The sequence below is a fragment of the Pseudomonas sp. D5(2026) genome, from assembly GCF_057766845.1.
On the sequence record NZ_CM173421.1, the window covers coordinates 182206 to 207817 of the forward strand.

At 62.1% G+C, this 25612-nt stretch carries 24 protein-coding genes and 1 tRNA gene; 9 read left to right on the top strand and 16 right to left on the bottom strand.

The window, feature by feature from the left end:
* Positions 1-26: 26 nt before the first annotated feature.
* Positions 27-659: a LysE family transporter gene (locus AC3B5Q_RS00800; RefSeq protein ID WP_103443291.1), complete on the top strand. Its 633-nt coding sequence runs from the start codon at positions 27-29 to the stop codon at positions 657-659.
* A gap of 45 nt (positions 660-704) precedes the next feature.
* Here the strand turns inward: AC3B5Q_RS00800 and AC3B5Q_RS00805 are convergent, their stop codons facing one another.
* Both AC3B5Q_RS00805 and AC3B5Q_RS00810 read right to left on the bottom strand, forming a co-directional pair.
* The gene (locus tag AC3B5Q_RS00805) at positions 705-1457 is read right to left on the bottom strand and encodes a slipin family protein (protein WP_488392795.1); all 753 of its coding nucleotides are present in this window, start codon (positions 1455-1457) and stop codon (positions 705-707) included.
* 2 nt (positions 1458-1459) lie between these two features.
* A complete protein-coding gene (locus AC3B5Q_RS00810; RefSeq protein WP_103443292.1) occupies positions 1460-2806 on the bottom strand; it encodes an NfeD family protein in 1347 nt (448 codons plus the stop codon).
* Between the two features lie 98 nt (positions 2807-2904).
* Between AC3B5Q_RS00810 and AC3B5Q_RS00815 the strand changes: the two genes are divergently transcribed.
* The 3 genes from AC3B5Q_RS00815 to AC3B5Q_RS00825 all read left to right on the top strand — a co-directional run bounded on the left by AC3B5Q_RS00815 (position 2905) and on the right by AC3B5Q_RS00825 (position 4375).
* Positions 2905-3363: an aminoacyl-tRNA deacylase gene (locus AC3B5Q_RS00815; protein ID WP_103443293.1), complete on the top strand. Its 459-nt coding sequence runs from the start codon at positions 2905-2907 to the stop codon at positions 3361-3363.
* A 61-nt stretch (positions 3364-3424) separates the two neighbouring features.
* Positions 3425-3667, top strand: a complete 243-nt coding sequence (locus AC3B5Q_RS00820) for a DUF2789 domain-containing protein (protein ID WP_021782569.1) — start codon at positions 3425-3427, stop codon at positions 3665-3667.
* A gap of 69 nt (positions 3668-3736) precedes the next feature.
* Positions 3737-4375, top strand: a complete 639-nt coding sequence (locus tag AC3B5Q_RS00825) for a hypothetical protein (RefSeq protein ID WP_021782570.1) — start codon at positions 3737-3739, stop codon at positions 4373-4375.
* Positions 4376-4381: 6 nt separating this feature from the next.
* On the opposite strand, the gene AC3B5Q_RS00830 is transcribed toward AC3B5Q_RS00825, so the two are convergent.
* The 3 genes from AC3B5Q_RS00830 to AC3B5Q_RS00840 all read right to left on the bottom strand — a co-directional run bounded on the left by AC3B5Q_RS00830 (position 4382) and on the right by AC3B5Q_RS00840 (position 6957).
* Positions 4382-4819, bottom strand: a complete 438-nt coding sequence (locus AC3B5Q_RS00830) for a CBS domain-containing protein (protein ID WP_021782571.1) — start codon at positions 4817-4819, stop codon at positions 4382-4384.
* Positions 4820-4987: 168 nt separating this feature from the next.
* Positions 4988-6718: a dipeptidase gene (locus AC3B5Q_RS00835; protein WP_021782572.1), complete on the bottom strand. Its 1731-nt coding sequence runs from the start codon at positions 6716-6718 to the stop codon at positions 4988-4990.
* Positions 6719-6880: 162 nt separating this feature from the next.
* Positions 6881-6957, bottom strand: a tRNA-Arg gene (locus AC3B5Q_RS00840).
* A 24-nt stretch (positions 6958-6981) separates the two neighbouring features.
* On the opposite strand from AC3B5Q_RS00840, the gene AC3B5Q_RS00845 reads away from it, so the two are divergent.
* The 4 genes from AC3B5Q_RS00845 to AC3B5Q_RS00860 all read left to right on the top strand — a co-directional run bounded on the left by AC3B5Q_RS00845 (position 6982) and on the right by AC3B5Q_RS00860 (position 11725).
* Complete coding sequence (locus tag AC3B5Q_RS00845; RefSeq protein WP_258035516.1) at positions 6982-7515, top strand: aryl-sulfate sulfotransferase; 534 nt, start codon at positions 6982-6984, stop codon at positions 7513-7515.
* The gene (gene gabD, locus AC3B5Q_RS00850; protein WP_103443294.1) at positions 7425-8867 is read left to right on the top strand and encodes an NADP-dependent succinate-semialdehyde dehydrogenase; all 1443 of its coding nucleotides are present in this window, start codon (positions 7425-7427) and stop codon (positions 8865-8867) included. The genes AC3B5Q_RS00845 and gabD overlap by 91 nt, the downstream gene beginning before the upstream one ends.
* Positions 8868-9049: 182 nt before the next feature.
* On the top strand, positions 9050-10327 hold the full coding sequence (gene gabT, locus AC3B5Q_RS00855) for a 4-aminobutyrate--2-oxoglutarate transaminase (RefSeq protein ID WP_003255866.1): 1278 nt from the start codon (positions 9050-9052) through the stop codon (positions 10325-10327).
* Positions 10328-10465: 138 nt separating this feature from the next.
* Positions 10466-11725, top strand: coding sequence for a response regulator (locus AC3B5Q_RS00860; RefSeq protein WP_103470270.1), 1260 nt, complete (start codon positions 10466-10468; stop codon positions 11723-11725).
* Positions 11726-11827: 102 nt separating this feature from the next.
* On the opposite strand, the gene AC3B5Q_RS00865 is transcribed toward AC3B5Q_RS00860, so the two are convergent.
* The gene (locus AC3B5Q_RS00865; protein ID WP_103443295.1) at positions 11828-12856 is read right to left on the bottom strand and encodes a GGDEF domain-containing protein; all 1029 of its coding nucleotides are present in this window, start codon (positions 12854-12856) and stop codon (positions 11828-11830) included.
* Positions 12857-12955: 99 nt separating this feature from the next.
* Entirely contained in the window at positions 12956-14140 is a 1185-nt protein-coding gene (desA, locus tag AC3B5Q_RS00870) for a delta-9 fatty acid desaturase DesA (RefSeq protein ID WP_010951599.1), read from the bottom strand.
* A 146-nt stretch (positions 14141-14286) separates the two neighbouring features.
* Here desA and dibA point away from each other — a divergent pair, with 146 nt between their 5' ends.
* Positions 14287-16182 carry a phosphodiesterase DibA gene (gene dibA / locus AC3B5Q_RS00875; protein ID WP_021782576.1) on the top strand — a complete coding sequence of 632 codons (1896 nt, stop codon included), beginning with the start codon at positions 14287-14289 and terminating at the stop codon, positions 16180-16182.
* Positions 16183-16466: 284 nt separating this feature from the next.
* On the opposite strand, the gene AC3B5Q_RS00880 is transcribed toward dibA, so the two are convergent.
* The 9 genes from AC3B5Q_RS00880 to tcyJ form a co-directional block, all read right to left on the bottom strand.
* Positions 16467-17117 (bottom strand): methionine ABC transporter permease, encoded by a 651-nt coding sequence (locus AC3B5Q_RS00880; RefSeq protein ID WP_021782577.1) that lies wholly within the window; start codon positions 17115-17117, stop codon positions 16467-16469.
* Positions 17107-18216 (bottom strand): methionine ABC transporter ATP-binding protein, encoded by a 1110-nt coding sequence (locus AC3B5Q_RS00885; RefSeq protein WP_103443296.1) that lies wholly within the window; start codon positions 18214-18216, stop codon positions 17107-17109. The genes AC3B5Q_RS00880 and AC3B5Q_RS00885 overlap by 11 nt, the downstream gene beginning before the upstream one ends.
* A 1-nt stretch (position 18217) precedes the next feature.
* Positions 18218-19018 carry a MetQ/NlpA family ABC transporter substrate-binding protein gene (locus tag AC3B5Q_RS00890; RefSeq protein ID WP_103443297.1) on the bottom strand — a complete coding sequence of 267 codons (801 nt, stop codon included), beginning with the start codon at positions 19016-19018 and terminating at the stop codon, positions 18218-18220.
* A complete protein-coding gene (locus AC3B5Q_RS00895) occupies positions 19011-20396 on the bottom strand; it encodes an LLM class flavin-dependent oxidoreductase (RefSeq protein ID WP_028697330.1) in 1386 nt (461 codons plus the stop codon). The genes AC3B5Q_RS00890 and AC3B5Q_RS00895 overlap by 8 nt, the downstream gene beginning before the upstream one ends.
* Positions 20396-21577, bottom strand: a complete 1182-nt coding sequence (locus tag AC3B5Q_RS00900; protein WP_488392796.1) for an SfnB family sulfur acquisition oxidoreductase — start codon at positions 21575-21577, stop codon at positions 20396-20398. The genes AC3B5Q_RS00895 and AC3B5Q_RS00900 overlap by 1 nt, the downstream gene beginning before the upstream one ends.
* Before the next feature lie 141 nt (positions 21578-21718).
* The gene (locus AC3B5Q_RS00905) at positions 21719-22960 is read right to left on the bottom strand and encodes an SfnB family sulfur acquisition oxidoreductase (RefSeq protein WP_021782582.1); all 1242 of its coding nucleotides are present in this window, start codon (positions 22958-22960) and stop codon (positions 21719-21721) included.
* Positions 22961-23277: 317 nt separating this feature from the next.
* A complete protein-coding gene (gene tcyN, locus AC3B5Q_RS00910) occupies positions 23278-24036 on the bottom strand; it encodes an L-cystine ABC transporter ATP-binding protein TcyN (protein ID WP_021782583.1) in 759 nt (252 codons plus the stop codon).
* Between the two features lie 2 nt (positions 24037-24038).
* Complete coding sequence (tcyL, locus tag AC3B5Q_RS00915; RefSeq protein WP_003255849.1) at positions 24039-24707, bottom strand: cystine ABC transporter permease; 669 nt, start codon at positions 24705-24707, stop codon at positions 24039-24041.
* Complete coding sequence (gene tcyJ / locus AC3B5Q_RS00920; RefSeq protein WP_021782584.1) at positions 24704-25498, bottom strand: cystine ABC transporter substrate-binding protein; 795 nt, start codon at positions 25496-25498, stop codon at positions 24704-24706. The genes tcyL and tcyJ overlap by 4 nt, the downstream gene beginning before the upstream one ends.
* Positions 25499-25612 lie beyond the last annotated feature (114 nt).

A 25612-nucleotide genomic window follows, 5' to 3' on the forward strand; every position in this document is an offset into this window, starting at 1 on the left:
CAACAAATGTTCGAGCGAGGTGTGTGATGTCGATGGAAGTATGGTTGGGCTTCTTTGCTGCCTGCTGGGTGATCAGCCTTTCACCTGGTGCCGGGGCGATTGCCTCGATGTCCAGCGGCCTGCAATACGGCTTCTGGCGTGGTTACTGGAACGCCTTGGGCCTGCAGCTGGGCCTGATCATGCAGATCGCCATCATCGCCGCCGGCGTCGGTGCCATCCTGGCCGCCTCGGCCACGGCGTTCCAGGTCATCAAGTGGTTTGGCGTCGCCTACCTGGTGTACCTGGCCTATAAGCAATGGCGTGCACTGCCGATGGACATGAGCGATGAATCAGGCGTGCGCCCGATCGGCAAGCCGCTGAGCTTGGTGTTCCGTGGTTTCCTGGTCAACATCAGCAACCCCAAGGCGCTGGTGTTCATGCTGGCGGTGCTGCCGCAGTTCCTCAACCCGCATGCGCCGCTGCTGCCGCAATATGTGGCGATCACCGTGACCATGGTCACTGTCGACCTGCTGGTGATGGCGGGGTACACCGGGTTGGCTTCGCATGTGTTGCGCATGTTGCGCACACCCAAACAGCAGAAGCGTTTGAACCGCACTTTTGCCGGGTTGTTCATTGGTGCGGCCACCTTCCTCGCTACCTTGCGCCGTGCGCCGGTCTGACAGACCGTATACGGGCCAATCGCGGAGCCCGCGATTGGCCCATCACTATTTCTCCTTGCCAACCAACCCTTTCAGCAAATCTATCGGCAGCGGGAAGACGATGGTCGAGCTCTTGTCACCGGCAATCGTCCCCAGCGTCTGCATATAGCGCAACTGCATCGCCCCCGGCTCCTTGCTCAGCATTTGCGCGGCCTGCATCAGTTTTTCCGACGCCTGCAGTTCACCCTCGGCATGAATCACCTTGGCCCGACGTTCGCGCTCGGCCTCGGCCTGGCGGGCGATGGCGCGTATCATCGACTCGTTCAGGTCAACGTGTTTGATCTCGACGTTGGCTACCTTGATGCCCCAGGCATCCGTCTGCGCATCCAGCACCTGGCGGATATCCAGATTCAGTTGCTCGCGCTCTGCCAGCAGCTCATCCAGTTCGTGCTTGCCCAGCACCGCACGCAGGGTAGTCTGGGCCAGCTGGCTGGTCGCCACCAGAAAATCCTCGACCTGAATGATCGCTTTCTGCGGGTCGAGCACGCGAAAGTACAACACTGCGTTGACCTTGACCGAAACGTTGTCGCGGGTGATCACATCCTGCGGCGGCACATCCAGTACCACTGTACGCAGGTCGACCCGTACCATTTGCTGAATCACCGGGATCAACAGGATCAGCCCCGGCCCTTTGACCTGCCAGAAGCGCCCCAGTTGAAACACCACGCCGCGCTCGTATTCGCGCAGGATGCGAAACGCCGACAGCACCAGCATGGCCAGCACGATCAGCACTGCGCCGAAACCGAATTGCATGAACATGCTCATTCTCCTTGCGTCGCAGGGGCGGCGGCGCTCACTTCCAGCATCACGCCATGGCGCGCGGTCACCCGTACGTTCTGGCCAGTTTGCAGCGGCGTTGCGCACCGCGCTTGCCATGGCTCGCCCTGAGCCAGCACGACGCCACAGAATGGGTCGCTTGCCATCACCTGGGTGACGGTGACCAGGCTGCCGACCAGGCCGGCGTCGCCACTGACCAGTGCCCGTTGGCGGGCCTTGAGAGCCATGCCCAGTACGCCACCGATCAGTAATGCCGAGAGCAGCGCCAGGGTGCCGATCAAGGCCAGAGGGATGCCGAAACCGGGAGCGTCGGTGTCGATCAGGATCAACGCGCCGACCACAAAGGCAACGATGCCGCCGAAGCCGACCACGCCGAAACTGGGCAAGAAGGCTTCGGCGATCATGAAGGTAATGCCAAGCAGGATCAGCGCCACCCCGGCGAAACTCACCGGCAATAGCTGCAGCGCATACAGCGCCAGCAGCAGGCAGATACCTCCGACCACACCACCCACCGCAGAACCGGGGTTCATGAATTCGAACAACAGGCCGTAAACGCCGATCATGATCAGGATCAGTGCCACGCTGGGGTTGGTGATCACTGCCAGAACCCGTGTGCGCCAGTCCGGCAGATGCTCGATCACGCTGGCGCCTGCGGTCTGCAACTGGCGTGGCTGGCCGGCCACCTGGAGCGTTTTGCCGTCGAGCTTGCGCAGCAGGTCAGGCAGGTCATCGGCCACCTGATCGATCACGTTCAGGCGCAAAGCCTCGCTGGCGGACAGGCTGACCGCCTCGCGCACGGCCTTCTCCGCCCAGTCGGCGTTGCGGCCGCGCATTTGCGCCAGTCCACGGATGTAGGCAGCAGCGTCGTTGACCTGTTTGCGTGCGAGGGTTTCATCGTCGCCGCCTTTGGCCTTGTCATCATCGGGCGTGCCAGGCGGGCCGCCGATCCGCACCGGCGTGGCAGCACCCAGATTGGTCCCGGGCGCCATCGCCGCAATATGGCTGGCGTAGAGAATATAGGTGCCGGCGCTGGCGGCGCGGGCTCCGCTGGGGGCAACGTAGCTGGCGACCGGCACAGGGCTGGCGAGAATTGCCTTGATCATCTGGCGCATGGCGCTGTCCAGCCCGCCCGGGGTATCCATGCGGATAACCACCAGTTGCGCGCCTTGCGCCTGGGCCTGGCTGAGGCTGCGTACCAGGTAGTCGGCGCTGGCTGGGCCGATGGCGTCGTCGATGCCCAGCACCCACACCGCGCCGGGCGCTGCCTGGCCACCTGGCGTGATGCCAAGCAACAACAGCAGCAACAGCCAGCGCCAGCAGCGGGCGATCACCTGTCGTCACCTCATTTGCTTGTATTACACAAGTTTAGCCCCGCCCACCCGTACCCGGCCTAAAATTGAAGATTGGGGGGCGAAACCGGAGGTGCATCATGCGTATGGCAAAGACCCTGCAGGCCCGCCTGGACAAGGCCAACTGCGACTACGACATCATTCCCCACCCACATTCGGCCACCAGCCTGGAGTCGGCCCGAACGGCCGGCGTGCCCGCCGAGCGGGTCGCCAAGTCGGTGATGCTCGATGACCGTCATGGCAACTACATCATGGCCGTGCTACCGGCCAACCGGCACCTGGACATGACCAAGGTGCGTATGTCCGGGGCCTGGCATCTGACCCGTGAAAGCGGTCTGCCGAGCCTGTTCAATGACTGCGAACGCGGTGCGGTGCCGGCCTTTGGCGATGCTTACCAGATAAAAATGCTGCTCGACCCGAGTCTTACCCGCCAAGGCGATGTCTACCTGGAGGCGGGTGACCACGATCACCTGATTCACATGAGCATGGAGCAGTACATGAAACTGGTGCCGCACGCCGAAGTGTGCGAGCTGTGCTGATGTTTTCAAACCAATGCCAGGCGGGCGTCGTGGACGGCTTGCCTGGCGCTCAGGAGGAACCATGGAAGCGCTGATCCATCCCTTTGCCGAGCTGTTCAAGCAGCTGGGCTTGCCCGACGATCCCAAGAGTATCGATCAGTTCATCACCAGCCATTCCCCGCTGAAGAACGAAATCAAGCTGGTGGATGCGCCATTCTGGAACGACTCTCAGCGTGCATTTCTCAAGGACAGCATCATTGAAGATTCCGATTGGGCTGTGCCCTTCGATCAACTCAATGAAGCATTGCGCCGCCCCCGAAAATAAAGCGCCGAGTGGCACCTGACGAGTGATCGGCCGTTGCTATGCTCAGGAAAACAATAAGGGGATAGCGCGATGAAAGATCCCTACGCACCAGGCTTCTGGTGTTCCGTGACGATCCTGGGCACCCTGACGGCCAGTTACTTCTATGGCATCAGGCAGACGCAACAGATGACCCAGGCGGTGCATTTCCTGTATGCCGCTGCCGCAGTCACTGTGGCGGTTGCACTGGTGGCGCTGACATGGATCGCCTGGCAGCAACTGCGCCTGAACAAGCGCGAAGTGGTGCAGGGGCGAACGTTGCTGACCATCTGGAACACCAAGGTTGCACTACGCCGCGTCGAGACGGTTTTCGACCGCTATTTCTGGGGCAGCTACTGGCATTCGGGGCGTACCTTCGAAGAGGTCATGGGCGAGCTCAGAGGCACACCGCTGGAGCAGAGCCTGGATGCGTTGAAGCGCCAGTGCCGGGTGCTCGACCGCGAAATCCATGACCGCCATCACCACTGGCTGGCCAACGCTCGCGACCTGTCCAGCGTGGCCCAGGCGATGGCCCGTGAACGCTACCAGCTTGACCTCGGCGAGCCCACGCACAGCGGCCACGGCAATACGGCAGTGCTCAACCGCGACCTGGAAGTGTTGGTGTACACCTGGTCGGCGCGCTTGCGTAGCTTCGACCATCAACTGGACGAGTTGGAGCGCGCCTACCATTGAGGCGCGTCATTCGCCGCGGATGTACTGCTCCATCTGCTTGATCAGGCTGGCCTGTTCGGCGATGGTTTCCTTGACCAGGTCACCGATCGACAGCAGGCCGAGCAATCTGCCGTTGTCGACCACCGGCAGGTGACGCAGGTGGCGGTCGGTCATCAGGTTCATGCAGAAGTCGAGCTTTTGCTTGGGTTCCACGGTGACCACCGGTGCACTCATGATTTCGCGTACCGGGGTGGCGGCGGAAGAGCGGCCCTTGAGGACCAGTTTGCGCGCATAGTCCCGTTCACTGACGATACCCACTACCTGGCTGCCCTCGACTACAGGCAGCGCACCGATGTTTTTCTCCGCCAGCAGTTTCAGGGCGTCGAGCACCGAGTCATCCGGGCCGATGGTGTAGACGGTCTGGTGCTGGGACTTGGTCTTGAGGATTTGTTCGACGGTCTTCATACGGGCCTCTGCGGATAAAAAAGCACTGTCTCGGAGTAACTAAAGCATCCGGTACGGCGCTCTGCACGGCAATGCAGGAAACGGCATGGAGCCGATTGAAAAACGTCATTGCTGTTCGCTTGCAGCGGCCTTTTCGCGGCTAAAGCCGCGAAGAGGCCGTAATGCCCATCAAAGCTTCGGCATCTGCCCGATCCGCGCCACCATCTCGCTCACTATCTGCAGGTCCAACATGAACTGTTCCACGGTCTTGAACTCGTTGTCGTTGTGCCCGGTGTACTTCACGTCTGGCATCGCCAGGCCAAATTGCACACCGTTGGGAAGATCGTGCACCGAAGTCGCGCCGGCCGAGGTACCGAACTCATGCTTCATACCCAGGTTCTCGGTGGCCACGGCGAGCAGAGCCTGGACCCATTCGCCTTCAGGGTTACGGTACATCGGTTCGTCCAGGCTGTAATCGAACGCCACCGAGGTGTTGCTTTCCCGGGTCCATTTGCCCAGTTTCTCTGCCAGTTCGTCCTTGATCGTGGCGATCGGCTTCCCCTTGGGAATGCGCAGGTTTACCGCCAGCTTCAAGCCTTTGTCATCCACTCCGACAAAGGTCAGCGAAGTGGTCAGCGGGCCCATGAACGGGTCCTTGAAGGCCACGCCGAGCTTGTTGCCCAGGTAGTCCAGGCCCCAGTTGTCGGCGGCATAGCGGGCAGCGTCGGTAAAGTGGTTGTGCTTGAGCGACACCTGCTGGCCGAGACCATTGATGAAGTCGAGCATACGCGCCACCGGGTTGATGCCGGATTCCGGCTCCGAAGAGTGTGCGGAAACACCGGTCACGGTGAGCAAGACTTGCTTGCCGTCGGCCTTGGCGTCGATGCTGAAGTCGCTTCCATGCTGCTTCACATATCTGGCGCCGGCTTGCTGCAGGTGCTTGGCCAGCTGTGCCGGGTTGTCAGAAATCAGGGTCGCAACCGAAGTTGTCGGGATCTGGTTGGTCGCCAGGCCACCGGTCAGGTTGACGATCTCGGCACCCTTGCCGCTGGCCGGGCGCTTGTTGAAGCTGGCCATGATCGTGCCGTAGCCTTTCTCGGCAATTACTACCGGGTAGCCGCCGTCGAGGGCCAGGTTGTAGTCGGGCGTAGGGTTGCGCTCGAAGTAATAGGGAATGGCATCACCGCTGGTTTCTTCGGTGGTGTCGATCAGCAGCTTGAACTGCCGGGCGAGCGGCAGGTTTTCGTCCTTGGCCACTTTCAGCGCGTACATCGCCACCACGATGCCGTTCTTGTCGTCTTCGGTGCCGCGGCCGTACATGCGGTCACCCACCAGGGTGACCTTGAACGGGTCCAGGCGCGTACCATCGGCCAGCTTCCAGTTGTCCGGGTTGACCGGCACTACGTCAGCGTGGGCATGGATGCCGATCACTTCCTTCCCGCTGCCAAGCGAGATCTCGTACACCCGGTTGTCGATGTTGCGGAAGGCCAGGCCGAAGCTATCGGCCAATGCCTTGATCCTGTCGGCGATCTTGAGGAATTCAGGGTTTTCGTACTGCGGCGTACCCTCGACATTGAAGGTGGGGATGGCTACCAGTTCACGCAGGGTTTCGGTCGCGGCTTTGCCATACTTGATGCGGGTATACAGGCCGAGCAGGCGGTTGATCTCGTCTTGTTGCCCGGCGGCCAATGGCTTGTTGGCCAGGTAGGCGTCGACGGTTGCCTCGAGGTTGTCGGCCTTGCCCAGGTCGCTGCCTTTGAGCTTGCCGAGGAATTGCTTGAAGTCGCTTGGGTCGCTGCCGTCGAAGGCTTTGACGATAGCTGCGGACTGCTGCTGGGTGAGGTTGGCCTGGGCAGACTGGGTGAACAGGCCGATGCTGGCCAGCAACAGGGTGGTGGCGGTGAGTTTTTTCAACTGCATGGTTGTGCGCATTCCTTCGCCAATCATTGTTATGGGTTACCCGTTCAGAGAACGGGAAGACGCCCACGCTAACATCAATGACCCGTGGCACGGGAGTACCAGAAAGGTGACATGGCGCACAAACGAAAAAGCCCCGGGCTCAGGCCCAGGGCTTTCTTGATATGGCGCACTCGGCGGGATTCGAACCCACGACCCCTGCCTTCGGAGGGCAGTACTCTATCCAGCTGAGCTACGAGTGCAACGCGCACGCATGATACCCATCTGTGTCGTTGACGTCCATCGCCTTGATCTGTAGCTGTTTTTACCGTGTTGGCTGTGCAGATACCTGGGGCCGGATACACGACAATACCGATCGAACTGTCGGCCGGGGTAATACCGGCCGTAACTGGATCCACGTCAATGCCGTCGATTACTCTGCCGATGACGACAGCATCATCGTTTCAGCCCGACGTCAGGGCGTGTGGAAACTGACCGTGACCAGCAGTGAAACGAATTTTGGCTTCGCCCCGAATCCGGCCGCAGCATCGTCTACCCTTCAGCGGCCATTCTGCGGGCGATTTCAGATGGGCTGTTCAACCATTCGTTCTTTTTTTCGAACAGCCTATTGTCCAACACCCCAGCAGCCGCTTAGCATTCGTTTGAGATTTCAAACGCTCGATGCCCTGCCTTGGGCGCTTTTCAACAATCAACAATTCGGGAAGCCGACATGCAGCTCAAAGACGCTCAGTTGTTCCGCCAGCAAGCCTATATCAATGGTGAGTGGCTGGATGCGGACAACGGCCAGACCATCAAGGTGACCAACCCGGCCACCGGCGAAGTCATCGGTACCGTGCCAAAGATGGGCACCGCGGAAACCCGCCGCGCCATCGAAGCCGCTGACAAGGCCCTGCCGGCCTGGCGTGCCCTGACTGCGAAAGAGCGTTCGGCCAAGCTGCGTCGCTGGTTCGAACTGATGATCGAGAACCAGGACGACCTGGCTCGCCTGATGACCACCGAACAGGGCAAGCCGCTGGCCGAAGCCAAGGGCGAAATCGCCTACGCTGCCTCGTTCATCGAGTGGTTCGCCGAAGAAGCCAAGCGCATCTACGGTGACACCATCCCGGGCCACCAGCCAGACAAGCGCCTGATTGTCATCAAGCAGCCAATCGGCGTTACCGCGGCCATCACCCCGTGGAACTTCCCGGCCGCCATGATCACCCGTAAAGCCGGCCCGGCCCTGGCCGCTGGCTGCACCATGGTGCTCAAGCCTGCTTCGCAAACCCCATACTCCGCTCTGGCCCTGGTTGAGCTGGCCCACCGTGCCGGCATCCCGGCAGGCGTGCTGAGCGTGGTTACCGGCAGCGCCGGCGAAGTTGGCGGCGAACTGACCGGCAACTCCCTGGTACGCAAGCTGTCCTTCACCGGCTCGACCGAAATCGGTCGCCAGCTGATGGAAGAATGCGCCAAGGACATCAAGAAGGTTTCCCTGGAGCTGGGTGGCAACGCCCCGTTCATCGTGTTCGACGACGCCGACCTGGACAAGGCGGTCGAGGGCGCGATCATCTCCAAGTACCGCAACAACGGCCAGACTTGCGTTTGCGCCAACCGTATCTACGTGCAGGACGGCGTCTACGACGCGTTCGCCCAGAAGCTGGCCGCTGCAGTTGCCAAGCTGAAGATCGGTAACGGCCTGGAAGACGGCACCACCACTGGCCCGCTGATCGACGGCAAGGCTGTCGCCAAGGTCCAGGAGCACATCGAGGACGCCGTCAGCAAAGGCGCCAAAGTGCTGTCCGGTGGCAAGCTGATCGAAGGCAACTTCTTCGAACCGACCATCCTGGTAGACGTACCGAAGACCGCTGCTGTCGCCAAGGAAGAGACTTTCGGCCCACTGGCGCCGCTGTTCCGCTTCAAAGACGAAGCCGAAGTCATCGCCATGTCCAACGACACCGAGTTCGGCCTGGCCTCGTACTTCTACGCCCGTGACATGAGCCGTGTGTTCCGTGTCGCCGAAGCCCTAGAATACGGCATGGTGGGTATCAACACCGGCCTGATTTCCAACGAAGTGGCGCCGTTCGGTGGTATCAAGGCCTCGGGCCTGGGCCGCGAAGGTTCCAAGTACGGTATCGAGGACTACCTCGAAATCAAATACCTGTGCATCAGCGTCTGATCGCACGGTAAAGGCTTTACCTCTGCCAGCGGGGCGCGAGAGCGACGTCTCGCTGGCCTTTTTTACATTGCAGTACCTGGTGGCCAGGGCGCTCACGACAGTCGATCAACGAATACTGTTCGCGAGCACTCCCAGCCACCCCCGAATAAAAGCGCCATTCCTGTCGGCGCAATGAGGGCATTATGAGCAAAACCAACGAATCCTTGATGCAACGTCGTGTAGCTGCCGTCCCACGTGGCGTCGGCCAGATCCACCCGATCTTCGTCGACACCGCGAAGAACTCGACCGTGATCGACGTTGAAGGCCGCGAACTGATCGACTTCGCCGGCGGCATCGCAGTACTGAACACCGGCCACCTGCACCCGAAAGTGGTTGCAGCCGTGCAAGAGCAGCTGACCAAGGTCAGCCACACCTGCTTCCAGGTGCTGGCTTACGAACCCTACGTAGAGCTGTGCGAAAAGATCAACAAGCTGGTCCCAGGCGACTTCGACAAGAAGACCCTGCTGGTCACCACCGGCTCCGAGGCCGTTGAAAACGCCGTCAAGATCGCCCGTGCTGCCACTGGCCGCGCTGGCGTCATCGCCTTCACCGGCGGTTATCACGGCCGTACCATGATGACCCTGGGCCTGACCGGCAAGGTCGTGCCGTACTCCGCTGGCATGGGCCTGATGCCAGGCGGTATCTTCCGCGCCCTGTTCCCGAGCGAACTGCACGGTATCAGCGTTGACGACGCCATTGCCTCGGTCGAGCGCATCTTCAAGAACGACGCCGAGCCGCGCGACATCGCCGCGATCATCCTCGAGCCAGTACAAGGCGAAGGCGGTTTCCTGCCAGCGCCGAAAGAGCTGATGAAACGCCTGCGCGCCCTGTGCGACCAGCACGGCATCCTGCTGATCGCCGACGAAGTACAAACTGGCGCTGGCCGTACCGGCACCTTCTTCGCCATGGAGCAGATGGGCGTTGCGCCTGATCTGACCACCTTTGCCAAATCCATCGCTGGCGGCTTCCCGCTGGCCGGTGTGTGCGGCAAGGCCGAGTACATGGATGCCATCGCTCCAGGCGGCCTGGGCGGCACCTACGCCGGCTCGCCGATCGCTTGCGCCGCGGCCCTGGCCGTGATCGAAGTGTTCGAAGAAGAAAAACTGCTGGACCGCAGCAAGGCTGTGGGTGAGCGCCTGACCGCCGGCCTGCGCGAAATCCAGAAGAAGTACCCGATCATCGGCGACGTCCGTGGTCTGGGCTCGATGATCGCCGTCGAAGTCTTCGAGAAAGGCACTCACACCCCGAACGCTGCTGCTGTTGGCCAGGTTGTCGCCAAGGCCCGCGAAAAGGGTCTGATCTTGCTGTCTTGCGGTACCTACGGCAACGTCCTGCGTATCCTTGTTCCGCTGACCGCCGAAGACGCGCTGCTGGACAAAGGCCTGGCCATCATCGAAGAGTGCTTCGCTGAAATCGCCTGATGTGACGTGCTCCAGAAAAAACCCGCCCAGGCGGGTTTTTTTTATGCCCAGAAAAGCCATGTAGCGCTATGGTTGTCGGAGGACTCGCTTTGGAAGCTGCGACGGACTGTGTGTCAGGGTATTCAGGAGTAGTTGGCGATGAGTGCTGTAGCCCCCACCCCACCAAGCGTACTGATTGTCGAAGGCGATCCTTGGGTACGGGATTTACTCAGCGAGATGCTGCTCAGCGTACGTTGTGATGCCCGCCTGCAGGTATGCACTGACGGCTCGCAGGCACTCAGTGCCTTGTCCAACAAGCCTGACCTGATCATCGCCGCCCGTGAGCTGGCCGGTGTCGATGGCCTCGACCTGCTGCGCAAGGTGCGCGCCAAAGGGCCAGGGGTACCGTTCATTCTCATGAGTAACCGCAATGACAGCGCCAGTGTGCGTGAAGCGCTGCCCCTGCACCCCACTGCTTACCTGAGCAAGCCGTTGAATCTGGATAACCTGCGCAAACGCCTGGAAGAGTTGCTGCTGGCCGTTGGCGAGGAGATTGCCTGCCCGGTACCGGCATTGCAGGCGGGTGCCAGCCTGCCGGCCTACCTTGAACAGCGCCGCGCTAGCGCCGATGGCGGGCCGCTGCTGGCAGATGTGCAGCTGGCGATCAAACGGGCGCTCAATCCCCAAGGCCTGAACCTCAGGGCGCTCGAAGAGGAGGTGTGTAACGACCCGCAAGTCACGGCGGTACTGATTGCTGCCGCCAATAGTGCGGCATTGCACCGTGAAGCCCCGGTGCAGACGTTGCTGCAGGCCCTGAACAAGCTTGGCAGTACCCAAAGCATGAACCTGATCCTGGGCATGACCCTCAAGCGCAGCGCACGCCTCAGCGACCCCCTGTTGGCAGAGCACGCAGCCCGTTACTGGGACCTGTCACTGCACACTGCCGAATATGGCCGCACCTTGGCGCGCATGCTCGAACTGGACGAGGGGCGTTGTTATTGCGCGGGCTTGCTGCATTGCCTGGGCGACCTGGCGGTGTTGCGCTGCCTGCAGGAGTGGCGGCTGGCCGGGGGAGACCTGAACGAGCGCAATGTGCAGCAATCGCTGGAGGAGTTTGGTGCGGCATTCGGCTCGGCGCTGCGTACTCGCTGGCGTCTGCCGCTGGCACTGCGCGAGTTGATCGCTGCGATCTACCAGTTGGGTGGTGGAGTTTACTCGCTGGAGATCCTGGCCATGAACCTGGCTGGGCAGTTGTCGCGGCTGCCGGCTGAGCAGGGGCTGGAGAAGGTGGCCAGCGGCAAGACGGCGCGCCTGCTCAAGCTTGGCCTGCCGGAGCTTAGGCGGTTGCGCAAAGTGGAGAGCCCGGAAGTAAAGCCACAGGAAGAACCGCCGGTGGCTGGGGCCGAGGTTTCCAGCTGAGATTCGGGGGCCGCATTGCGACCCTTCGCGGGCTTGCCCGCTCCCACAGGTGTGGCGCCGGGCCCGCGAATACCGGCCAAAGCCGGTGCCCCTGCCGCCTGATCAGCCGCGGACTATCTGATTCTTGCCCTGCCGCTTGGCCCTGTACATTGCCGCATCTGCCCGCGCATAGAGGCTGTCCAGCGTCACATCCTCATCGGTCAGCCCGGTCAGCCCCTGACTCACAGTCACCCCGTACGTCTGCTGCCCATGGCTAAAGCTCAAGTGCTGAATCTGCCGCTGCAAGCGCTCGGCAATCTGCTCCGCGACCTGAGCGTTGCAGCCCGGAAACACCGCAGCAAATTCTTCGCCGCCAATGCGCCCGAACAGGTCGCCCCGGCGTAGCACGGCCTTGCCGCTGTCGGCGATGTGTTGCAGCACCTGGTCGCCTTCCTGGTGGCCATAGCTGTCGTTGATGCGTTTGAAGTCGTCGATATCCAGCAGCAGGAAAGCCAGCGGTGTACCGTCCTCGCGAGCACTGTCGAAGGCTTGCTGAGCACATTCGAAGAAGTGCCTGCGGTTACTGCTCTGGGTCAGCACGTCGGTGGTGGCCAGGCGCTGCAGTTCGCCTTCAAGCTGCTTCTTCTCGGTGATGTCTTCGGCGATACCGACAATGATTACCCGATCACTATCGTGCTGCTGGTTGATGTAGCACTTGTCGCTCAGCCAGCGTATTTGCCCGTCGGCATTGAGGATGCGGTACTCGCGGTCTTCCACCGCACCCTTGAGCAGGACCTGGGCCAGGCTACGTTCGGCGAATTCGAGGTCGTCGGGGTAGATGCTGTCACGCCATTCGTTGTAGTCAGCCAGCACCAGGCTGACCGGGCGGCCGAAGATGCGCTCGTAGGCTGGGCTGACGTACAGCACCTGACGGGTTCCCCAGTCGAAGGCCCAAAGCACTGCATTGACGCTGTCGAGCAACGAGCTGAACAGCTGATCGCGCTCACTCAGGCGGGCAACCTCGCCTTGGGCGTGGAGTAACGCCAGCAAGGTCTGGGCGGCTTCGGGAGGTGGGGTACCCGGAAATATCGTTGGAATGTTCTTGGCCATGTGCACGGAGCAGGTCTCAACGTGAAGGCGTGCGGCCAGCATCCGGCCCGCCACGCAGGCGATATTCCAGATTCGAGTGGAGAGGTCGGGGCTAAGTTCCGAACGGCACGCCCCGCTGAGAGGCGTGCCGATCAACGGCGGTCAGGCGCCGGTCGGGCGTAGCGAGTAAGTCTTGAGTTGTGCTGCGAAGTCGCGCAGTGCCTGGATGCCGCTGGTTTCAGCCTCGTGTACCCAGTCTTTCATGGCCGCCAGCATGTCGTGGCCGTTGGCGCTGGTGCGCGCCCAGATCTGCTGCAGGGCCAGGCGCTTTTCATAGATGGTTTTCAGTGCCTGGCTGTGCGCGAGCATGGACTCGATGCGCACGTGGTGGCGATCTTCCAGCAGGCTGGTTTCGCGCGAGAGCAGCCGTTTGGCACGGCGGAAGCGGTGACGCACCGAGGCGTCGACGCGGGCCAGTTCCTGTTTCACCAGCGGGCCGATCACCAGCTTGCGGTACTGGGCCATGATCTGGAAACGGTTGTTCAAGATGGCCATGGCGGTGTCCATGTCCAGGCTGGCCTTGCCGGCCACCCGATGGGCGATGGGCGCTACGCGCTGCACCTTGGCCAGACGCAGCAGGCAGAACAGGCGGATCCACGCCCAGCCCATGTCGAACTCCCAGCGCTTGACCGAGAGCTTGGCCGAGTTGGGGTAGGTGTGATGGTTATTGTGCAGTTCTTCACCGCCGATGACGATGCCCCATGGCACCAGGTTTGTGGCCGCGTCGCGGCATTCGAAGTTGCGATAGCCCAGGGCATGGCCCAGGCCGTTGACCACACCGGCGGCCCAGAACGGAATCCACATCATCTGCACCGCCCAGATGGTGATGCCTATGGTGCCGAACAGCAGCAGGTCGATCACCGCCATCAGTGCGATACCGCCCAGTTTGTAACGCGAGTACAGGTTGCGCTCGATCCAGTCATCCGGGCAGTTCTTGCCATAAATGCGCAGGGTTTCGGGGTTGCGCGCCTCTTCACGGTACAGCTCGGCACCTTTGCGCAGCACTGTGCCCAGGCCCTTGTACACCGGGCTGTGCGGGTCGTCGGGGGTTTCGCACTTGGCGTGGTGCTTGCGGTGGACGGCGGTCCACTCGCGGGTGTTCTGCGCCGTGGTCAGCCACAGCCAGAAGCGGAAGAAGTGCTTGAGCGCGCCGTTGAGCTCCAGGGCCCGGTGCGCGGAGTAGCGATGCAGGTAGACCGTGACGCTGACAATGGTCACGTGGGTCATCAACAGAGTGATGCCGACCAGTTGCCAGGCCGACAGGTCGAGCAGGCCGTTATACCACATAGGTGCAAATACCCTCGAAATGCAGGGGGAAGGGCTGATTATCCCTTGGCGGGGAAATAAAACCAGTCAACCGTTGAGATAGGAGGTCACGACATGTTTCAGCCTTTATAATGCCCACTCCTTTTTGATGGCCTTTCCCACCCGACATGTCTGTTTCCGTTCGCGACGCCTTGCGCATGGCTGCGCTGTATGTGGTGCTCTCGATCCTCTGGCTTGCGCTGGCGGAGATGATGCTGCACAGCATGACTGACGACCCCTTGGCACTGACCGTGGGGCGGCAGATCAATGTGGTGGTCTGGGTGCTGCTCAGTGCCGTGCTGATCTATGTGTCGCGCGTGCGCCTGCTCAACTTCATCGGCCATGGCGCACGTTTGCGTTGTGAAGACCGTGAACGGCTGCGCATGGCTGCCGCGGTGTTCGACAGTACCCTCGAAGGTGTGCTGGTGACCGACCGCCAGGGCCTTATCGTGCACGTCAATCGTGCCTTCATGCGCATCACCGGCTACCAGCAGGATGAGGTTATCGGCCAGCGCCCGAACAAGTTCAAGTCCGGCCACCATGGCCTGGCCTTCTACCAGGAGGTTTTCGCCACCCTGGCCGAGAAGGGCGAGTGGAGCGGTGAAATCTGGAACCGGCGCAAAAGCGGTGAAATCTACCCGCAGTGGCAGACCATTTGCGCCATTCGCGATGACGAAGGTGAGCTCAGTCATTACGTGGCGGTGTTCAGTGATATCAGCGCCATCAAGCATTCGGAACAGGAACTTGCCTACCTGGCCCACCACGACCCGTTGACCGGCCTGCCCAACCGCCTGCTGTTTACCGACCGGGTAGAGCAGGCATTGGCGGCGGCGCAGGCCAACAAGCGCGGTTGCGCCTTGTTGCTGCTGGACCTGGATCATTTCCAGAGCATAAACGACGGCCTGGGCCATACCATTGGCGACCAGTTGTTGAAGCTGGTGGGCGAGCGTCTGGGCGAGGTGTTGGGTAACGGTATGACCCTGGCGCGCCTGGGCGGCGACGAGTTCGGCGTGCTGGCCGAGAACTGCCAACAGGTCGGCCAGGCGGGCAAGCTGGCGCAGTGCATCATCGAGCGCATGCGTGAGCCGTTTCAGTTCGAGGGCAATCGCCTGTTCATCAGCGCCAGTGTCGGAATCAGCCTGTACCCCAGCGATGCCTTGGGTGCCGAGCAGTTACTGCGCAATGCCGACTCGGCGTTGTACAAGGCCAAAAGCAACGGGCGGGCCTGCTATGCCCTGTACACCGAAGAGCTGACCGCCCATGCACAGCATCGGGTCGAGACCGCCGCTGAATTGCGTCGGGCCCTGGAGCAGGATGAACTGAGGGTGTACTTCCAGCCGGTACACGACCTGGCATCAGGCCGACAGGTCGGGGTCGAGACGCTGGTGCGCTGGCAGCACCCCAGGCGCGGCCTGGTACCGCCGGGTGAGTTCATCCCGATTGCCGAGCGCACCGGCCTGATTGCCGAGATCGATACCTGGGTGCTGCGCCAGGCCTGCCGGCAAATGGTGCAGTGGCAGGCTGAAGGCCGGCAGCTGGCATTTGTGGGGGTGAACATCTCCAGCCGCCTGTTTGGCCAGCACGAACTTTATCAACAGGTAGCCGAAGTGCTGCACGACACCGGCCTGGCCCCGGCCTTGCTGGAGCTTGAAGTGACCGAAAGCGCGGTGATGGAAGACCCTGAGGTGGCGCTTGAGCAACTGCACCGTTTGCGCGAGCTGGGGGTGACCTTGGCCATCGACGACTTTGGCACCGGGTATTCATCACTGCTGCGGCTCAAGCGTTTGCCGGTGCAGAAGTTGAAAATCGACCAAGGGTTTGTAGCTGGGTTGCCAGTGGATGAGGATGACATCGCAATTGTGCGGGTGATCATTGCCTTGGCCCGCAGCATGGGTATGCAGGTGCATGCCGAGGGCATCGAGCAGGCGGAACAGGCCACCTTCCTGTTGCAGGAGGAGTGCCAGCTGGGGCAAGGGTACTGGTTCGGGCGGCCGGTGCCGGCTGAGGATCTGCGCTGGGATTGAGGGTATGTATGGCGCGAGTCGTGCAGCGCCTTTGAGACCGAGCGCCGCCCGCGCGGCGCATCGCGAGCTGCGCTCGCTCCTACGTTTGTTGCGGGCCAATCATTCCTGCGGGATTTGCGCGCGCCCCACCCCTTGGCGCATGCCGCGATATCGTGTCGTACAAACAAGGCGGTCGCGCGCGCCTGTCACAGGCATAACTGGCCCGAAACAAACGTAGGAGCGAGCGCAGCTCGCGATGCGCCGCGCGGGCGGCGCTGGATTTACGCCCCAATAAATTCCCCAAGTCATGCGCATCGCTTGTTCAAACCCTTCGCCAGGCGGTCCCCGCCCAACTGGATCAACGCCACTAACGCTACCAGCATGGCGATCACGGTCAGCATGATCTGGCTGTCGAAACGCTGGTAGCCATACCGATAGGCGATATCCCCCAGCCCGCCGGCACCAATCGCCCCGGCCATCGCCGACGAGTTGATCAAGGTCACCAAGGTAATGGTGAAGCCCCCGACGATCCCCGGCAGCGCCTCGGGCAACAGTACATGCCAGACGATGTGCCAGCGCCGGCAGCCCATGGCCTGTGCGGCTTCCACCAGGCCATGGTCGACTTCACGCAGGCTCACCTCGGCAATCCGCGCAAAGAACGGTGTGGCGGCAATGGTCAGCGGCACCACTGCCGCCCACACGCCATAAGTGGTACCCACCACCAGGCGGGTGAAAGGAATCAGCGCAACCATCAGGATCAGAAACGGAATCGAGCGGAACAGGTTGACGAAGGCGCCCAGCACCCGGTTCAGCAGCGGCGCCTCGAAGATCCCACCCTTGTCGCTGGTGACCAGCAGTACCGCCATGGGTACACCCACCAGCAGGGCGATCAGTGACGAAACCCCAACCATCAGCAGCGTATCGAGCAAGCCTTCCAGCAGGCGATCAAACCACATGGCCCAATACCTCCACGTTTTCGGCCCAACGGCGGGCACGTTCCAGCAATTGATGGGTGTCGTGCGGCGAGTGTTGCACCGAGAGGATGAGTTGCCCCAAGGCATGTTCGCCGATGGTTTCCACGCCGCCCTGCAGCAGACGCACACGCCCGCCCAGGTCGTTGAACAGGGCAGACAGCTCTGGCTCGCCAAGCATGGTCAGTTTCAGCACCACGGCGCTGTTGCGGCCCGCCGCGCTGGCCTGGAGGCTGGCTTGCAGTGCGGCGGGTAGCTTGGCCTGCAAAGGGGCGAGCAGGGTGCGGGTGACCTCGTGACGGGGTGAACCAAACACCCGCCAGACCTCGCCCTGCTCGACAACTGCGCCGCGTTCCAGCACCACTACCCGGTGGCAGATGTCGCGAATCACTGCCATTTCGTGGGTGATCAGCACGATGGTCAGGCCCAGGCGCTGGTTGATATCGCGCAGCAGCTCCAGGATCGAGGCGGTGGTTTCCGGGTCCAGCGCCGAGGTGGCCTCGTCGCACAGCAGGATCTCGGGGGTGTGCACCAGTGCCCGGGCAATGCCCACGCGCTGTTTCTGCCCGCCGGACAGTTGCGCCGGGTACACGTGATGTTTTTCCTGCAGGCCGACCAGTTCCAGCAACTCGCGCACCTTGTGCTGGCGTTCGGCTTTTGCCACGCCGGCGACTTTCAACGGCAACTCGACGTTCTGCCACACGGTCTTGGCCGACATCAGGTTGAAGTGCTGGAAGATCATGCCGATGCGCCGGCGCAGGGCCACAAGCTGGTCCTCATCGAAAGGCGCGATATCCACCTGGTCGATCAATACGCGGCCCTGGCTGGGTTGCTCCAGGCGGTTGATGGTGCGCAGCAGTGATGACTTACCGGCGCCGCTGCGGCCGATGATGCCGAAGATCTCGCCATGGCGGATGTTCAAGTCGATGCCTTGCAAGGCCGGTTGCGCCTGGCCCGGGTAGGTCTTGCCCAGGCCGATGAAGCGCACGTGGGCTTCATTGACCTCGGGGCGCAGGGCCTGTTCCCTGGCCATTGGCGGCAGTGCTTGGGGTGTGGGCGCTCTGAGCGCGCTGGCCTGGCTCATGTCAGCCTTCCCAGCCGGCTTGGTAGAGCTTGCCGTGAGCTTTGTTCAACGCAGCGCGCACCACTGGCGAATGCTGGTAGATGTCGACGAACTTGGCCAGGCGTGGGTCGTCCTTGCTTTGCGGGCGAATGACGAACTGGATCACGTATTCCTTGTTTTCCAGCCCGTCGAACAGCAATGCCGAGGTGGCATCGAAAGTGTTGGCCAAGCGGATGTAGGCCGGGTAACCCTGCACCAGGTCGGCGTCGTCGTAGGCACGTACCAGTTGCACCGCTTCGACCTGAAGGATCTTCAGCCTTTTCGGGTTGGCGACGATGTCGTCCTCGGTGGCCTTGTAGCCAACGCCTGGCTTCAGGGTGATCAACCCGGCCTTGGCCAGCAGCAGCAGACCACGGCCGCTGTTGATCGGGTCGTTGGCGATGGCCACGCTGGCGCCTTCGGGCAGCTCAGCAAAGCTTTTGTACTTTTTCGAGTACAGGCCAACGTTGTTGATGATGCCCGGGGCGTAAGGCACGAGGTTGAAGCCTGCAGCAGCCTTGGCGTTTTCCAGGAACGGGATGTGCTGGAAGTAGTTCACGTCGATGTCGCCGCTGTTGAGGCTGACATTGGGCGCAATCCAGTCGCTGAACTCGACCAGCTTCACTTCCAGGCCTCGCTTGTGGGCTTCTTCCACCGCGGCTTCCAGCGGAATGGCAAAGGCCGAGGTGGTGCCGATCTTCAACGGCTCGGCAGCAAGGGCACCGGCGCACAGGCCAAGGGAGATGGCAATGGCCGCGACGGGCCGGAACAGTTTCTCAAGCATGGTGCAGCGCTCCAGTCGAGGCAGGGATAAAGCGGTAAGCCGAGCCAGGGTGGTCGGCGGGTAAGTGCGGGTGGTCGGTATGGAACAGTTTTTCGCGCAGGGTGCCTTCGGTGTAGGCCGTCTTGTAGCGGCCACGCTGCTGAAGTTGCGGGATGACCAGCTCGATGAAGTCCTCGAAGCTCTCCGGGGTGACGGTGCGGGTCAGGTTGAAACCGTCCAGGCCGGTTTCATCGATCCACGCGATCAACTGCTTGGCCACCTGTTCAGGCGCGCCGACCAAGGTTACGTAGCGGCCGCCCAGGGCGTGCTGCTGCAACAGGCGCCGGCGGGTCCAGGCGCTGTCTTGCAACTGGCGCGTGGCTGACTGGATGGCGTTGCCCTGGCTGAAGGCAATGGGTTGGTCCAGTTCATAGGCGGCGAAGTCGATGCCCGTGGACGCGGCGAAGTGCGCGACCCCCGCTTCGGCGCTGGCGTGGCGCAGGTACTCGGCATGTTTGGCCTGGGCCAGTTGCTCGGTGGCCGCGACGATCACCGTGATGCCCATGAACACCTTGACCGCCTGCGGGTAGCGGCCGGCGGCCTGGGCGGCCGCGCGAACCTTGTCGACCTGGGCGCGGGTGGCTGCCTTGTCCTGGCCACTGATGAACACGCATTCGGCATGGTTGCCGGCGAAGGCCAGGCCACGCGGCGAGCTGCCGGCCTGGAACAGCACCGGGGTGCGCTGCGGTGAGGGCTCGCACAGGTGGTAGCCTTCGACCTTGTAGAACTCGCCCTGGTGCTGAACCTTGCGCACCTTGTCGGGCGTGGCATAGACGCGATGCTGGCGGTCGGCGACCACTGCGTCATCGGCCCAGCTGCCTTCCAGCAGCTTGTACAACACCTGCAGGTATTCATCGGCCTGGTCGTAGCGGCGATCATGCGCCGGTTGCTGCGCCAGCCCCATGGCCCGGGCGGCGCTGTCGAGGTAGCCGGTAACGATGTTCCAGCCCACCCGGCCATTGCTCAGGTGGTCGAGTGTGGAAAGTCGTCGGGCGAACAGGTACGGCGCCTCGTAGGTGAGGTTGGCGGTAAGGCCAAAACCCAGGTGACGAGTGACCGCAGCCATGGCGGAGACCAGCAGCAGCGGGTCGTTGACCGGCAACTGGATCGACTCCTTGAGGGTGACGTCCAGTGACTGGCCATAGATGTCGTAGGTACCGACGATGTCGGCAATGAAAAGCCCGTCGAACAGACCGCGCTCCAGCAGGCGTGCCAGGTTGGTCCAGTAGTCCAGGGTCTTGTACTGGGTTGAAGTGTCCCGTGGGTGGGTCCACAGGCCGTGGTTGATGTGCCCGATGCAGTTCATGTTGAAGGCATTGAGCAGAATCTGCTTGGCCATCAGATGGTCCCCCGGCGCGGCGGGTTGGCATCGTTGAGGTAGTAGTTGCCGATGGCGTGGTACTTCCAGCGCACCGGGTCGTGCAGGGTGTGCACGCGAGCGTTGCGCCAGTGGCGGTCGAGGTTGTGTTCGGCCAATGTTGCCTGGCTGCCGCCCAGTTCGAACAGGGTGGTACCGGCTGCGAGGGAAATTTCGGTGCTGATGGCACGTGCTTCGGCCACGGCAATGGAGGCGGCGGCAACGTTGTCGGCAGTGCTGTCGTCGCGGGCGCGGTCGAGGTATTCGCCGGCGCGCTCGAGCAGGGCTTCGGCCGCATGCAAGCGGATAGCCAGTTGGCCGAAACTTTTCAGCGTCAGCGGGTCATCCGTGGCGTTGTCCAGGCCGGAGTCGACCCACGGACGGCTGCGGGTGCGCACGAAGTGCAGGGCATCTTCATAGGCGGCGCGGGCAATGCCAGTATCGATGGCGGCATGGAGGATCTGCGCCAGCGGGCCGACCGGGGTGGGGCGCTCGAAGGCGCTCTGGAACGGCACCACGTCGGCTGCGCTGACGTACACGTTGTCGAACACCACCGAACCGCTGCCGGTGGTGCGCTGGCCGAAGCCGCTCCAGTCGTCGATCACCTGCAGGCCCTGGCTGTCGGCCGGGACGAAGGCCAACTGTTGTATGCCTTGTTCATCCACGACCGAGGTTGGAATGCGCTGGGCATAGATGGCGCCTGTGGAATAGAACTTGCGCCCGTTGATGCGGAAACCGTCGCCGTCACGGCTCAGGCGGGTGGTGCGCTCGTGGGCGGTCTTGGTGCCCAGCTCGGCCAGGGCATTGCCGAAACGGCGGCCGGCCAGTACCTCGGCGTACAGGCGCTGCTTCTGTTCGGGGCTGCCGTTTATCCGCAGCACTTCCAGACCGTAGAAATGATTCTGCGGAATCTGCCCGAGCGAACCGTCGGCCTGTGCGATACGGGCGATGACCTTGACCAGGGTGACGTTGGACACGCCGGCACCGCCGAAGGCTTTGGGCACGCTGATGGCCCACAGGCCGGAGCGGGTGAACAGCTCGAGTTCGGCGAGCGGCAAGCGGCGCTCGCGGTCGCGCAAGGCGCTGTCGCGGCGCAGTTGCTGGGCGATGTCTTCGGCGACGGCCAGAGCTTGGGCGTCGCTAGTGATGATAGCGATTGTCATGGGGTTCTCCGGGGGCCACTTTGCGGCCCTTCGCGGGCTTGCCCGCTCCCACAGGTGTAGTGATGCCAGTTCAGGCGGTGGCAATCCTGTGGGAGCGGGCAAGCCCGCGAAGGGCTGCGCAGCAGCCCCAAAGGCAGCAAATCAGATCCAGGAATGCCGTGCAGGCAGGGTGCCGTTAAGGTGGTAAGCGCCGACCGCGTGGTACTTCCAGCGCACCGGGTCGTGCAGGGTGTGCACCCGGGCATTTCGCCAGTGGCGGTCGAGGTTGAACTCGGCAAGGGTGGCGCGGCTGCCGGCCAGCTCGAACAGCTTCTCGCTGGCCTGCAGGGCAATTTCGGTGGTCAGCACCTTGGCCTCGGCCACTGCAATCGAGGCCCGTGCCGCGCTGGCTGCGTCGATAGGCGCAGCATTGACTTCGTCGAGTACCCGAGCAGCTTTGCGCAGCAGCGCTTCGGCGGCGTGCAGCTCGAGTTTCAGGCGGCCGATGTCGGCAATTACATAAGGGTCGTCACTGGCACGGTCGACGTTGGCTTCAATCCACGGGCGGGACTTTTCGCGCACGAACGTGATCGCATCATCGATAGCCGCTTCGGCGATGCCGGCGTCGATCGCCGCCTGGATCAGCTGCGAAGCGGCGCCCTGAATGTTGGGGATATCGCGCTGGCGCCAGTTGTCGATCACCAGTTCCGCGTCAACCGGCACCTGGTCCAGCAGCACGGTACCACTGGCGGTGGTGCGCTGGCCGAACCCGGACCAGTCATCGACAATACGCAACCCCGGGCTTCCCCGGCGCACGAATGCCAAGCGCTGGCGGCCTTCGTCGTCGAGGGCCTTTACCGTCACCCAATGGGCGAACAAGGCACCGGTGGAGTAGAACTTCTCGCCGCTTAAGCTATAGCTGTCGCCGGCGGGCGTGATTCGGGCCTTGAGGGTAAGGGTGTCTTTGGTGCCGCGCTCAGGCCCGGCGTTGCCGATGCGCCAGCCGTCGAGCACGCTGCGGAAGATCAGCGCTTGTTGCGCCTCGCTGGCCGTCAGGCGCAGCAGTTGCAGCATGCCGAACTGGTTCTGCGGGATCTGCCCCAGGGCGGGGTCGGCGGCGCTGATCAGGCGGAACACCTCGGCGACGGTTTCGAACGACACGTCGGGGCCACCGTAGGCCTTGGGTACGCTGATGCTGCCCAGACCGCTGCGGGTAAACAGTTCGATTTCGGCCCAGGGCAGTTTGCGTTGCTGGTCGCGACGGGCCGCTTGCTCACGGGCGACCTCGGCCAGTTCGCGGGCCGCTTGCAGGGCTTCGGCGTCGTTGCGCAGTACCTTGGCCGGCAGCAGCGGGGGCGAGCTGTCCAGATCGCTATGGGATTGGGTGTTGGCTTGGCTGGGCATCAGTGCCGCTCCTTGGCTGCACTCAATGCCCTGGCGTTACGCACTGGGGTGATTGTGATCCTGACCATTCCTGACCTCACAAAATAGTTATGTCGCTACAGCTGATCGCGACAGACGTGTGCTGGTCCGGTGGTCCGGTTTATATACCCTAATGATTTATAAAAATTTTATGAACTAACTTTTTGGAATATTTATAGAAGGGGGGATTTATTACGGGCGTGCCGGCCTCTTCGCGGGTAAACCCGCTCCTACAGATGCCTCAAGATCTGTGCATTCACTGTAGGAGCGGGTTTACCCGCGAAAGGGCCGGAACAGGTTTACTCGGAGGCCGCAGTCCCGAGGAACTTGCGCAGGAACTGCCGCGTGCGCTCTTCCTTCGGCGCTGCAAACAGCGCCTTGGCCTCGCCCTGCTCCACGATCACGCCCTTGTCGAAGAAGATCACCCGGTTCGCCACATCCCGGGCAAAGCTCATCTCGTGGGTGACGATGATCATGGTGCGCTTTTCTTCGGCCAGGCCGCGGATGGTCGCCAATACTTCACCGACCAGCTCCGGGTCCAGCGCGGAGGTCGGCTCGTCGAACAGGATTACCTCCGGTTCCATGGCCAGGGCGCGGGCGATGGCCACCCGTTGCTGCTGGCCGCCGGATAGGCGCCGTGGGTAGGCGTCTTCCTTGCCCGCCAGGCCGACTTTGGCCAGCAGGCGCCGGCCAAGCTCGATGGCCTGCTCGCGAGGCGTTTTCTTGACGACCACCGGCCCCTCGATCACGTTCTCCAGGGCGGTGCGGTGGGGGAACAGGTTGAAGTTCTGGAACACGAACCCGGCCTGCTGGCGCAAACGGCGAATCGCACTCTGCTGCCCGCCCAAAGGGCGGTTGGCATCGATGCTGATGGCGCCGATCTGGATCTGCCCGGCATCGGGGGTTTCCAGCAGGTTCAGGCAGCGCAGGAACGTGGTTTTGCCCGAACCACTGGGGCCGATGATGGCCACTACTTCACCGGGCTGCACGGTCAGGTCGATACCGTTGAGCACGGTCTGGCCCTTGAACCGCTTGGTCAGGCCTTTGACTTCAATCATGCTCAATGCTCCTGGTCATGCTGGTTGACCCGCGCTTCCATGCGGTTCTGGAAGTGCGCAAGGATGCTGCACAGCACCCAGTAGATGACCGCGACCGCCACGTACATGGTGAACACTTCGAACGTGCGCGCAGTAATCAACTGGGCTTGGCGGAACAGCTCGGGCACCTGGATGGTGGCGGCCAAGGCGGTGTCCTTTACCAGCGAGATGAAGCTGTTGCCCAACGGAGGCAACGCGGTGCGCAAGGCCTGCGGCAGGATCGCCCGGCGCATGGCTTGCACGCGGGTCATGCCGATGCTGGCGGCTGCTTCCCACTGGCCGCGGTCGATCGAGGAAATGGCTGCGCGCAGGATCTCGCAGATGTAGGCCGCCATGTTCAGCGACAGGCCGATCAGCGAAGCGGGGATCGGGTCGAGCTCGATGCCGATTTGCGGCATGCCGAAATAGATGACGAACAGCTGCACCAGCAGCGGCGTGCCGCGGAAGAACGACACGTAGACCCGCGCCAGCCAGTTCAGCGGCAGGATCTTCGACAGCCGCATCAGCGCCAGGGCAAAGCCCAGCACCAGACCGAAGAACATGCCGCCGACACTGAGCAGCACTGTATAACCCGCGCCCTTCAGCAGGAAGGGCGCGGAGTCGACAACGAGTTGCAGGCTTTCAGCGATCATTTGGTGACATCGGCACCGAAGTACTTCTCGGACAGCTTGGCCAGCGTGCCATCAGCTTTGAGCTTGTCGATGGCCTTGTTGATGGCTGCCAACAGTTCCGGCTCACCCTTGCGCATGGCCACGCCGCTTTCCAGGCGCGAGAAGGCATCGCCGGCAAGTTCGGTGTCCTTGGCTTTTTGCGCGTATTCCAGCGCGGCCAGGCGGTCGATCAGAATGGCGTCGATACGGCCGTTGCGCAAGTCGGCGAACTTGCTTGGGTCGTCCTCATAGGTGCGCACATCGGCTTGCGGCACGTCCTTTTTCACCCACTGCTCGTAATTGGTGCCAAGGCCTACGCCGACCTTTTTACCGGCCAGGTCCTGTGCGCCCTTGATGTTCAGCTGCTCGGCTTTCTTCTTCAGGATCAGTGCCTGGATGCCGGAGACAGTGTAGGGCTCTGAGAAGTCGTACTTTTTCTTGCGCTCTTCGGAAATGGTCACCTGATTGACCACTACATCCAGGCGCTTGGATTCCAGCGCGGCGAGGATGCCGTCCCACTTGGTCGGCTGGATCTTGGCCTTGACCCCCAGCTCCTTGGCCAGCAGCTCGGACAGTTCCACTTCGAAGCCGGTCAGTTTGCCGTTTTCGTCCTGGAAGCTGAATGGCGGGTAGGTGCCCTCTAGACCGACGTTGATGACGCCTTTTTCCTGGATGGTCTTCAATTGCTCGCCGGCGAACGCCTGGCTGAGCAGGCCGGCACCCAGCAGGAGGGCCAGGCTGGCGTTGAGTAGCGGTTTGGCGAATTTCGACATTTCAGAGCCCCGCGCTTGTTGTCTAGGTAGTGAGGTGGCGACTATAGGGTTGGCTGATTAGGCCGGGAAATACTAAAAAATAACTTTAATATTCCTTTTTTGATTTGCGCCAGG

Bases quoted from the DNA above. Each gene is read 5' to 3' on its own strand.
- AC3B5Q_RS00800 (WP_103443291.1), top strand. From the start codon at position 27: ATGTCGATGGAAGTATGGTTGGGCTTCTTTGCTGCCTGCTGGGTGATC.
- AC3B5Q_RS00805 (WP_488392795.1), bottom strand. From the start codon at position 1,457: ATGTTCATGCAATTCGGTTTCGGCGCAGTGCTGATCGTGCTGGCCATG.
- AC3B5Q_RS00815 (WP_103443293.1), top strand. From the start codon at position 2,905: ATGCGTATGGCAAAGACCCTGCAGGCCCGCCTGGACAAGGCCAACTGC.
- AC3B5Q_RS00820 (WP_021782569.1), top strand. From the start codon at position 3,425: ATGGAAGCGCTGATCCATCCCTTTGCCGAGCTGTTCAAGCAGCTGGGC.
- AC3B5Q_RS00825 (WP_021782570.1), top strand. From the start codon at position 3,737: ATGAAAGATCCCTACGCACCAGGCTTCTGGTGTTCCGTGACGATCCTG.
- AC3B5Q_RS00830 (WP_021782571.1), bottom strand. From the start codon at position 4,819: ATGAAGACCGTCGAACAAATCCTCAAGACCAAGTCCCAGCACCAGACC.
- AC3B5Q_RS00835 (WP_021782572.1), bottom strand. From the start codon at position 6,718: ATGCAGTTGAAAAAACTCACCGCCACCACCCTGTTGCTGGCCAGCATC.
- gabD (WP_103443294.1), top strand. From the start codon at position 7,425: ATGCAGCTCAAAGACGCTCAGTTGTTCCGCCAGCAAGCCTATATCAAT.
- gabT (WP_003255866.1), top strand. From the start codon at position 9,050: ATGAGCAAAACCAACGAATCCTTGATGCAACGTCGTGTAGCTGCCGTC.
- AC3B5Q_RS00860 (WP_103470270.1), top strand. From the start codon at position 10,466: ATGAGTGCTGTAGCCCCCACCCCACCAAGCGTACTGATTGTCGAAGGC.
- AC3B5Q_RS00865 (WP_103443295.1), bottom strand. From the start codon at position 12,856: ATGCTGGCCGCACGCCTTCACGTTGAGACCTGCTCCGTGCACATGGCC.
- desA (WP_010951599.1), bottom strand. From the start codon at position 14,140: ATGTGGTATAACGGCCTGCTCGACCTGTCGGCCTGGCAACTGGTCGGC.
- dibA (WP_021782576.1), top strand. From the start codon at position 14,287: ATGTCTGTTTCCGTTCGCGACGCCTTGCGCATGGCTGCGCTGTATGTG.
- AC3B5Q_RS00880 (WP_021782577.1), bottom strand. From the start codon at position 17,117: ATGTGGTTTGATCGCCTGCTGGAAGGCTTGCTCGATACGCTGCTGATG.
- AC3B5Q_RS00885 (WP_103443296.1), bottom strand. From the start codon at position 18,216: ATGAGCCAGGCCAGCGCGCTCAGAGCGCCCACACCCCAAGCACTGCCG.
- AC3B5Q_RS00890 (WP_103443297.1), bottom strand. From the start codon at position 19,018: ATGCTTGAGAAACTGTTCCGGCCCGTCGCGGCCATTGCCATCTCCCTT.
- AC3B5Q_RS00895 (WP_028697330.1), bottom strand. From the start codon at position 20,396: ATGGCCAAGCAGATTCTGCTCAATGCCTTCAACATGAACTGCATCGGG.
- AC3B5Q_RS00900 (WP_488392796.1), bottom strand. From the start codon at position 21,577: ATGACAATCGCTATCATCACTAGCGACGCCCAAGCTCTGGCCGTCGCC.
- AC3B5Q_RS00905 (WP_021782582.1), bottom strand. From the start codon at position 22,960: ATGCCCAGCCAAGCCAACACCCAATCCCATAGCGATCTGGACAGCTCG.
- tcyN (WP_021782583.1), bottom strand. From the start codon at position 24,036: ATGATTGAAGTCAAAGGCCTGACCAAGCGGTTCAAGGGCCAGACCGTG.
- tcyL (WP_003255849.1), bottom strand. From the start codon at position 24,707: ATGATCGCTGAAAGCCTGCAACTCGTTGTCGACTCCGCGCCCTTCCTG.
- tcyJ (WP_021782584.1), bottom strand. From the start codon at position 25,498: ATGTCGAAATTCGCCAAACCGCTACTCAACGCCAGCCTGGCCCTCCTG.